Origin of the sequence: Mesorhizobium sp. M0019 (assembly GCF_040323975.1) — a bacterium.
GTDB lineage: Bacteria > Pseudomonadota > Alphaproteobacteria > Rhizobiales > Rhizobiaceae > Mesorhizobium.
The window spans coordinates 1-9,271 of record NZ_JAMYVK010000095.1; the positions used below are offsets into that span (position 1 = coordinate 1).

At 59.7% G+C, this 9,271-nt stretch carries 9 protein-coding genes and 1 pseudogene; 7 read left to right on the forward strand and 3 right to left on the reverse strand.

Features of this window, described 5'->3' with window-relative positions; all coding sequences use genetic code 11:
- Nucleotides 1–181: 181 nt before the first annotated feature.
- Nucleotides 182–886 (forward strand): annotated as a pseudogene (locus NKK47_RS34110) (IS6 family transposase).
- Between the two features lie 96 nt (nucleotides 887–982).
- On the opposite strand, the gene NKK47_RS35320 reads toward NKK47_RS34110, so the two are convergent.
- Complete coding sequence (locus NKK47_RS35320; protein WP_502905099.1) at nucleotides 983–1,231, reverse strand: c-type cytochrome; 249 nt, start codon at nucleotides 1,229–1,231, stop codon at nucleotides 983–985.
- Nucleotides 1,232–1,360: 129 nt separating this feature from the next.
- Between NKK47_RS35320 and NKK47_RS34120 the strand changes: the two genes are divergently transcribed.
- On the forward strand, nucleotides 1,361–1,681 hold the full coding sequence (locus NKK47_RS34120) for a hypothetical protein (protein WP_352579808.1): 321 nt from the start codon (nucleotides 1,361–1,363) through the stop codon (nucleotides 1,679–1,681).
- Nucleotides 1,682–1,812: 131 nt separating this feature from the next.
- Here NKK47_RS34120 and NKK47_RS34125 read toward each other — a convergent pair whose 3' ends face one another.
- Complete coding sequence (locus NKK47_RS34125; RefSeq protein WP_352579809.1) at nucleotides 1,813–2,103, reverse strand: hypothetical protein; 291 nt, start codon at nucleotides 2,101–2,103, stop codon at nucleotides 1,813–1,815.
- 195 nt (nucleotides 2,104–2,298) lie between these two features.
- Here NKK47_RS34125 and NKK47_RS34130 point away from each other — a divergent pair, with 195 nt between their 5' ends.
- The 3 genes from NKK47_RS34130 to NKK47_RS34140 all read left to right on the forward strand — a co-directional run bounded on the left by NKK47_RS34130 (nucleotide 2,299) and on the right by NKK47_RS34140 (nucleotide 7,074).
- Nucleotides 2,299–3,738 carry a LuxR C-terminal-related transcriptional regulator gene (locus NKK47_RS34130; RefSeq protein WP_352579810.1) on the forward strand — a complete coding sequence of 480 codons (1,440 nt, stop codon included), beginning with the start codon at nucleotides 2,299–2,301 and terminating at the stop codon, nucleotides 3,736–3,738.
- Nucleotides 3,739–4,301: 563 nt separating this feature from the next.
- The gene (locus tag NKK47_RS34135; protein WP_352579811.1) at nucleotides 4,302–6,074 is read left to right on the forward strand and encodes an adenylate/guanylate cyclase domain-containing protein; all 1,773 of its coding nucleotides are present in this window, start codon (nucleotides 4,302–4,304) and stop codon (nucleotides 6,072–6,074) included.
- 55 nt (nucleotides 6,075–6,129) lie between these two features.
- Complete coding sequence (locus tag NKK47_RS34140) at nucleotides 6,130–7,074, forward strand: NAD(P)-dependent oxidoreductase (protein WP_352457236.1); 945 nt, start codon at nucleotides 6,130–6,132, stop codon at nucleotides 7,072–7,074.
- A gap of 313 nt (nucleotides 7,075–7,387) precedes the next feature.
- On the opposite strand, the gene NKK47_RS34145 is transcribed toward NKK47_RS34140, so the two are convergent.
- Nucleotides 7,388–8,227 carry a class I SAM-dependent methyltransferase gene (locus tag NKK47_RS34145; RefSeq protein WP_352579812.1) on the reverse strand — a complete coding sequence of 280 codons (840 nt, stop codon included), beginning with the start codon at nucleotides 8,225–8,227 and terminating at the stop codon, nucleotides 7,388–7,390.
- Nucleotides 8,228–8,660: 433 nt separating this feature from the next.
- Between NKK47_RS34145 and NKK47_RS34150 the strand changes: the two genes are divergently transcribed.
- Nucleotides 8,661–8,885 (forward strand): M15 family metallopeptidase domain-containing protein, encoded by a 225-nt coding sequence (locus NKK47_RS34150; RefSeq protein WP_352579813.1) that lies wholly within the window; start codon nucleotides 8,661–8,663, stop codon nucleotides 8,883–8,885.
- 29 nt (nucleotides 8,886–8,914) lie between these two features.
- Nucleotides 8,915–9,022, forward strand: coding sequence for a M15 family metallopeptidase (locus tag NKK47_RS34155; protein ID WP_023722474.1), 108 nt, complete (start codon nucleotides 8,915–8,917; stop codon nucleotides 9,020–9,022).
- Nucleotides 9,023–9,271: the final 249 nt, after the last annotated feature.

Here is a 9,271-nt window from a genome sequence, read left to right on the forward strand (position 1 = left end):
CCATTCGAGCCAGCCGTCAATTTCCGCGCGCTACTCCTGCGCCCGCCGGACGGCATCAATTCGACTTTGATCACCGACTTCATTGCCGAACTCTATGACGCCCGCAATACGCTATCGAGCGAGGCATAGGGGCGTTGTCGCGGCAACCGCGTGTCAGGGATCGCTGCGATAGATGCTGGGGATGAACACTTCGCAGATCAGCTACAAACGGCATCGGTTCCCACCCCAGATCATCGCCCACGCGGTGAGGCTGTATTATCGATTTCCGCTGAGCCTGCGTCATGTCGAAGAAATGCTGCTGGAGCGCGGCATTGTCGTTTCCTACGAGACGATCCGTCGGTGGGGAAAGAAGTTCGGGCTGGACTACGCTCGGCGCCTGCGCCGCAAGCAGCCCAGTCGAAATGATATCTGGCACCTCGACGAAGTCGCCATCATGATCGCCGGCAAGAGGCATTGGTTATGGCGGGCAGTCAACCAGGACGGCTATGTGCTCGACGAGATCGTCCAGACCCGGCGCAACACCAAGGCCGCCAAACGCTTGCTGACACGGCTGTTGAAGAGGCAGGGCCAGGTGCCGAAGCGCCTGATCACCGACAAGCTCGGCTCCTAGGGAGCAGCGCGGCGTCAAGTCATGCCGGACGTCGAGCACCGGTCGCACAAGGGCTTGAACAACAGAGCGGAGAATTCGCATGTGCCACTGCGAAAACGAGAGCGGATGTTGCAAGGCTTTCGATCACCGGGGAGCCTCCAGCGTTTCGTCTCGACCTTTCTCTGCAGTCCGCAATCTCTTCGTCCCGCCCCGTTCAAAACGCTCCGCCTTCAGATCCATCTCCACCGCCTGAATGCCATGGCGAAATGGAAAGCTGCTGCCGGCGTGATCGCCTGAAATCGTTCCCATAGTCACAACGACAGCCCATCTCCGTTTATGTGACATCACCGCCGACGCAGGTCCGTAGCAGTACTTGTGCAAGAGATCATCGATTCAGGGTAGCGGCATCGGCTTGTCACTGAGTGTGCGAAAGTACGCGATCAGGTTGACCCGTTCGGTCTCGTCCGAGACACCAGGTATCTCCATCTTAACGCCCGGCGTGGTGAGCATGGGCCCGAAGAGATATCTGTTCAGGTCCTCGTACGTCCACACGCCTTCCCAGCCGAGCAAAGGGTCGGAGTAACGCCTTTTTGCCATGGATGCCTTATCGCGGCCGACGACGCTCCACAAGTTCGGTCCCATTTTGTTCCCTCCCAGTGGCTCGGCATTGTGACAACGGTCACACGCGCGGGTAAAGTAGGTCCGGCCTTTCTCGACGTCGGCAGAAGCCAACTTCGTTGAGATCGGGGCCGGCGTTGGCAAGACGACGCCGTGCGACATGAGATAATCGGCAACTTCGCGTTGCCCCTTGCGTTTTGCCAGATGGAGTGGTGTCTTGGCGCCGGGCTCGACTGTGCGGTCATGCAGCGCGTGCCAGGGGTATCCGAGGCGCTGCAATTGCTACGCGGCTACCTCTGCACACTCGAAAAGCATCCACTCAACGGTTCTGCGGAAGCCCGTGAGATCATCCGCCGGCACATCTTCGATCTCGTTTTGCTCGCCATCACACCGCACGGCTCTTTGGGACAGACCAGTATGAGCGCGGTCGTCGCCGCGCGCCTGGCCGCCATAGTCGACTACATCACGGACTGACGGCAATCGTGGCATTCGCTCGCTCCGCGTCCGGCGGATTGGCGGCAGCGCCAGCTAAAGACGAGTAACGAAGGCCGCGGGGTGCGATTACCGATGAAGGCACGCCGTGATCGACCCGATCCGGAGAAACGTCACTGCGAAACACTTTCCGATACATCGGGCACGATGATGTAGCCCTGATCGATCAGTTGCAGCCTCGTTTCCTCGAAATGCCGCTTGAAGCCGCTCTTGATTTGCTCGGGTGGGTATCGCCAGCCATTCGCATAGGCACGGCGCAAGAGATCGGAATAGACGCGGTCGCTGGCAAGCCTTACCGCTTCTATGGAGATTGGCGTTCCCACTGGCGTCGTTTCGCCGGAGAGACTTGGCGCGGTCGAAAGAGCCAGCACCAGCATGCCGGCGACTGCGGATGACTTTCTCATGGATGCCTCCTGACATTTTGCCTGGCCTGGACAGTGAACCGGGCAACGTGTTGTGGATCCGTGGATGCTAGGAGCGGCAACGACTTGGCGGGATCGTACAGATGGAGTGTTTTTGGTGCCGCATCTGTAGTATTTTCGCTGTGTCGCGAAATCGGTACGTTCCCGACCATACGCGCCGCGGATCGGAATGACGCAATGCTTGACGCAGTCGGCAATCCTCTGACCGGGCTTTCGGACCGGGAGCGGGTGGTCGCTGCGAAATTCGCCGAAGGCATGACCTATCGTGAGATCGGCGAGACGCTGTTCATCGCGCCGACCACCGTTCGAACCCATCTGTCGGTGGTCTATCGAAAGCTTGGCGTTCGCAGCAAAGTGGCGTTGGCAAGCCTGCTCTCGAGTGAGAGCCGGCAAGAGTCCGGACAAGCTCGTTTCGAGGGTCTGTCGCCCGGCGGCTCCGGGCCACCGGTCATCGCGGTCCTGCCCTTTGAAAATTTGAGCTCGGACGAGCGTTGGGGAAGGCTTGCCGACGGTTTGTCCGCCGATATTATTGTCGATCTCGCGCGTTACTCCGCCCTTGCGGTGATTGCCCGCCAGACGATGCTGATGTTCAAGGGAAGGCGCGATGATCTGCGCTCCATCGGTCGGGAGTTGAATGCCGACTATTTGCTCGAAGGGAGCCTTCAGGCTACCGGCGAGCAGTTCCGCATTTCGGTGCAGCTTGTCGATGTGAGGAGTGGTGCCGGTCTTTGGGCGGCGCGATACGATCAATCGGCCGACAATCTGTTTGCTACGCAAGACATGGTCACCGAGAACGTCGTCAATGTCCTTGTCAGCTGCTGCGGCAAGCTTGCCCACCTTGGACGGGATGTCATCCGGCGCAAGCCGCCCGCCAGCCTGGGTGCCTATGACTACTATCTGCTCGGCGTCGAACAGCACAATGTGTTCACCCGCACCTCGAACGTGGAAGCAATCCGTCTCTTGTCGCGCGCAGTCGAACTCGACCCGGGGCTGGCGCGAGCCTGGTTGACGTTGGGATTTTCTTACGCCGTCGAAGCCTGGTACGCGAGTAATCCATCCGTCTCGCTGGAACGCTGGTACTCGTGCATGGAACAAGCTCTTTTGCTCGATCCGGGAGACAGCATGGCCCGTCAGGGCATGGCCGACATTCGCGCGGCGCGAGGCGACTTGGGAGCCGCTGCCGAGGAACTCGATCGCGCTTTGGCCGCCGCTCCAAACGATGCCGATACGCTGGCGATGATTGCCGGAAGCCGAGCACTGGTGACAGGTGATCCGCAGCAGGGCTGCGTGTTGATCCAGAGGGCTCTACGTCTCAACCCGCTAGCTCCGCTCTGGTACTTCAGCATGCTTGGTCGCACGAATTTCGTGGTCGGGCGCTACCGGGAGAGCGTCGTGGCGTTCCAGCAGAGCCCGCCCGACTCGCCGGCCACCCTGTTGTTCCAGTCGATGGGACATGCAATGCTCGACGAAGTACCACAGGCCGCGAAGATCGCCGCCCGATTGGCGAGCGAATTCCCCGGCTTTACCGTCGAGGGGTTCATCAGAACCTATCCGGTCACCAATCCTCCGGCGCTTGTCGCCATCCGCGAAGGTGCACGGCGGGCCGGATTGAGATAGCTTCTCCGCTAGCGCTTGCGGCCGGAGCCAGTTCTTGGATTGCGCTCCATTTCTTGCCAGCTTTCATCGATGAGTGCAAAATCGCACTCGTCAGAAAGACAGTTCTGAAGGCCGCCTGAAGAAGCACTGGAAATGTGGGGCAGGATCGCGACCTTATCGACCGTTCGTCTGTACGTCAGGATTTGGCGCTCCTTTCTCATTCCAATCGGCGAGAGTGAAGGCAAAAAAACACCCAACCAAGTCGTTTGACGCTCATTTAGGGCGTTCTCGAGGGCGGATGTTCGAACCAGCGGGACGCGCCATTTCGCGCCATTCGAGTCGCGCCTCCTAAGCCGACCTTCACGCACTGGCCAGAGTCGACCCTAAGCAGAAGCTCGCTTGCTCCGGGTCAATTCACGGCCATGACCCAAAGCTGTCATTCCGCCCGTACGTGTCGTAGCTTCTAATGGCTTGCCGATGGGAGGCGTCATATCCGAGCGCCCGATTGCCCTGACATAAGGCGCTGGTATTGTGTAGTTGATTGGGCTCCAAAGCGGAGCCGTCACACGTGGGAGGAGTCCGAGGTGGTCGAGAGCGCCGTGCAGCGCCGTTTGGCCGCCATACTCGCTGCCGATGTGGTCGGTTACAGCCGGCTCATGGGCCATGACGAGATGGGCACGCTGACTACGCTGAGGGCGCTGCGGGCCGAGCTGGTCGATCCAAAGATCGCCGAACACATGGGTAGGATTTTCAAGGCGACCGGCGATGGGGTTCTGGCTGAGTTCCCCAGCGTTGTTAACGCCGTTGCCTGTGCGGTCGACATCCAGCGGCGGCTGGAGGCGCGCAACGCCGACATGCCAGAGGACCGCGCGATCCGACTGCGGATCGGGGTCAACCTGGGCGATGTCATCGTCGAGGGCGAGGACATCTTCGGAGACGGAGTGAATATTGCGGCTAGGCTTGAGAGCGTCGCCCCGGCCGGTGGCATAGCGGTGTCGGGCACAGTGCGTGACCACCTGGGCAACCGGCTCGATCTGCAGTTCGAGGAACTGGGCGAGCAGGCGCTGAAGAACATCGAGCAGCTGGTGCGCGTTTGCCGAGTGCGCCCAGCCGATACCTCTGCCTTGGTGCGTCGCGCACTGTCGCTACCCGATAAGCCGTGGGTCGCCGTCTTGCCGTTTGTCAATATGAGCGGCGATCCAGAGCAGGAGTACTTCTCCGACGGCATCACAGAGGACATCATTACCGAACTTTCGCGCTTTCGGTCGCTGTCCGTCATCGCCCGCAATTCCTCGTTCACCTACAAGGGACGGACGATGAAGATCCCCGACGTGGCACGCGACTTGGGCGTGACCTATGTACTCGAGGGAAGCGTTCGTCGCGCCGGGAATCGTCTGCGCATAACCGCGCAGCTCATCGACGCTGAGACCGGCAGCCACATCTGGGCGGAGCGCTATGATCGAGAAATTGCCGATATGTTTGCGGTTCAGGACGAGATAACCCAGAGGATCGTGGGCATGCTGGCGGTGGGCCTCGAAGACGATTCCTTGGAACGCGCTAAGCGTAAGCACCCTGAAAACCTCATCGCCTATGACCATTGGTTGCGCGGCAAACATCTCTTGTGGACGGTGGGTCAGAACAATCTTGAAGCGCGCCAACACTTCGAAAAGGCTGCTGCCACAGACCCAAGCTTTTCGCGCGCCTATTCCGGTTTAGCGGTGACCTACCAGATGGAAGCGCTTGATTTGCTAATTGCGGCAGAAGGTAGAGGCGCTTATGACATGGCCTTTGATTGCGCCAAACGGGCCCTCGCGCTCGATGAAGCCGATTATCAAGCCCACATCGCGCTGGCATGGCCTTGCCTCTATCGGGGCGACTATGAGCGCATGAAGAAACATGTGGATCGCGCCATCATGTTCAACCCTAACGATGCCGACAGCCTCGCCAATGCCAGCTACATGCTCGCAATGTATGGAGAAGGGGAAAAGGCGGTTGCCTGCGGCGAAGCGGCAATGCGTCTCAATCCACGATACCCCGATTGGTATATCGCCTTTCAGGCGACTGCCCTATTTACCGCAAGGCGGTATCCCGAGGCCCTAGCCGCGCGGATCAGAGTCCCCGACTACTTTATCGATTCGACTTTTTTCGGCGCAGCTATACTTGCCAAGCTTGATAGGCTTGCCGAGGCAAAGCTATGGGCGGAAAAAGCAGTAGCGAGGCTGAAAGCAAGGCCGGGGGGCATTGAGCAAGCAGCCAAAGGATGCATCCAGCTTCTGCTCGACAACAACCCATTCCGTCGTCAAGAAGATCGTGATCACTTCGCAGAGGCGATGCGCATGGCTGGCGTGCCCGGATAGCCGCTTCGATCCATTCCGGCTGATGTACGTCGAACAGAGTGTTTAGGAGGTAGTGGTGAAAGCACTCACTTTACTGATGGTGAATGATTACCCCGACTATATCGACGCGGGGGAGTGGGCGCGATCTCTCAAGGCGCGCGTTTCGGGCCTCGACTTCCGGTTATGGCCCCATCACGGCGATCCCGGCGACATTGACTTGGTGCTGATCGATAAGGGTACGCCGCGCAGGTTTTTTGAAGGTATGACGCGATTGCGTGCAGTTGCCTATCTCGGCGCGGGCATAGACGGCTTGCAACTGGGTGAGCTGCCTGCGGGCGTTGGCGTCGTACGTTTGGCGACCCGCGAACTTGCCTCTGAGGTTGTGCAGTACATTGTTCTCAGAGTACTGTGCCGGCAACGCCATGTCGTTGAATATGCTCTCCAACAGACCCAGAAGAGATGGCGCCCGATCGCGCCACGGAAGACCAGCGAGACCCGCATCGTTATCCTTGGGGCTGGGCGTATCGGTGGATGGGCCGCGCGACTCTTCGCCGAGCTGGGATATCGCACGGCGGCATGGTCCCGCAACCCTAAGCAAATCGCCGATGTGGCCTGTTACGCTGGTGCCCCAGCGCTTAAGGAGGCCTTGGCTGAACGAGACTTCGTCGTGTGCGCGCTGCCGCTGACCACCGAAACTCGAGGAATACTTAATTCCGAAACTTTCCGTCTGATGAAGCGCGGCGCCTACCTCGTTAATGTCGGACGCGGAGCACACGTCGACGAGGCTGCACTTCTGCACGCCATTGACGCTGGGCAACTGTCAGGCGCCTGCCTCGATGTTTTTACCTCGGAACCGCTCGACCAGGCGAGTCCGCTATGGGCCCATCCGAAGGTGACCATCACACCACATGTGGCAAGCTATTGGGTCGATTCGGGCATAGCGCAGGTGGCAGGTCTGTGCGAGCAGATCAAGTTGGGCAATGACATCACCAATCTCGTAAATCTTGAGCGGGGCTACTAAGGGCCCGTATGGCAATAACTGCTTCAGGTCCTTGACGGGATTCGGCCAATTGCCGCGGCCTAATGAACCTAATCGATTCGAAAATTTCTGTACGGACCCTAAGTGCGGACTAAGAATCCACTCTTAGTCCGTTAATGGCGCTGCCTGCTCGTTCCGCTCGACGAGACAGACGGCAGAGAACCACCCAACCAAGCCGTTTGACCCGCACTGGCGGCTGCTGAGTAGGCGAAGTCCGCATCGCCTCGATCGCGCCAAGAGCGGACATGCGCCTTAGTCGTTCGTGAGAGGCAGCCGCCCAGTGTCATGACTAGCTCTAGGCGTGCGACCAGGCGCCTACTTCCGAACGGCTCACGATGACGCTACCCGCCTCGATTTCGCCCTGCATCCGCTGTCCCAAAGTTTCAATATCGACCTCAGCGGCCGTCGCAACGCCCCGGCTCTGGATTTCCGGCAGCATCGTGACAATGAGTTCGGTGGTCTGGTGTGACCAGTCGAAGCCGCCATTGGTTCCCCCAACAACCGCCTCCATACGCATTGAGGGCGCGGTCAATCCAGCCGCGCGGAATGCCGCATCGAGCTTGATACCCATATTGGTCTCGATACCGCTGCGCCGGAACGTCTCGACGATCCATCGACAGCAGTGGTCGTAGGTCGGCGCCGGCGGGCTGGATCGACAGCCGTCCCAATCCGGCTCATGGAAGACGATGGTCCCTCCAGGCCGGAGATGACGAGCGACGCCACGCAGCATGGCCACAGGATCGGCTTGAAACATCAAAACGTAGCGGCCGATCACGGCGTCGAACGGTCGGTCGAACGAAAGTGCCGCGGGATCGCCTTCACGGAAGCTGACATTCTGGATCGGATGCGCCGCCGCACGCCGCTCCGCCGCCGCCAGGGCCGCTGGAGCCCGATCTGCGCCAATGACCTGACCTCCGCTGCCAACCATCTCGGAAACCAGGAATGTAACGTCACCCGCGCCACAGCCCACGTCGAGCACGCGCATCCCGGGGCTCATGCCCGCAGAGAGCAAGATTCTTCGCGTGATCGGGTTAATGATGCCCGCCTGATGGCTGAGACGCCTGATCTCGCGATCGGAATGGACGAGAATATACGGGACGTGAACGTCGGCACCAGCGCCACCGGCGACTTCCATGGCCTGCCTCCCCTCATACGACTGTTCCCCAAATGGGGCATCGTGCTGGTCGACGACTATGCGCCGATGCGGCAGCCAGTCAACGAGACTCGCTGTCCACCTCAATGCGAATGTCGCTTCAGGGTCACGACCGCCGGTTCCGCTAAAGGTCAGCTTTCGGGCCGCCAAATCGCCCCGGGAAGGGTGGGTTCGGGTCATCGGCGTGAATTCGCCCTCGACGAACGAACTTCCGCTCGGGGTCGTCTTTGCCCGTTGGCGCGCTGTCGCAAATTTGGGCGCCGCCGCATCACGATTGGACCCTCAATCTTTCGCCATTCAACTCTGCTTTCCCCCCCAGCAACCGCGGCGCAGTGTTGCCATGCGTGCGTAATATGCGCAGTCCAATTGGGGTCGTCCTTGGTGAGTGCAGCGGACGTCAATACGGGCAGCCATCGTGACATCAAGCGCCAAGGATCTCATCGCCAAGGGCTATATCGGCGAACTGTCCACCCATTCGCGCGGATCGACAGTCGAGGTCGCGATCGCGCGGACCGACCACAAGAGCGCGCCGAAACCGGCCTGCGGCGCGACCGATGTCGATATGCTCGATTTCGGCACTGGCTTCGAGTGTTCGACCCGGCGAGCGAAACGGCTCACCGACCGCTCGCCAGTGAAGTAGCGGCAAACCGCGAAAGACTTGTCGAGGCGATGCGCGCCGGCGGCTTCAACAATTATGCCCGCGAATGGTGGCACTTCACGCTGGAAAACGAGCCGTTTCCAAGAGAACGCTTCAACTTTCCCGTCGGCGCCGAGTAGCTCCGCCGGCCACCGTGGGATGAAACCCTCGTTGACCCTGCGCGGCCATTGCCGAAGGGCTGGCGGTTTCTAATTATCGCCTCCGGGAGCCCAGGATCCCGAGTCACGCTGTGTGAGGAAAAACATTCCTCATTTAGGGTAAAATAGGCGAAAAATTGCTTCACTAGGCCAAAAAAGGCAACATTGAATGCATCTAAATTCTATCAATTCGGTAGATTTGGCGCGAGTTCAACGGAGGCGGAAATGACC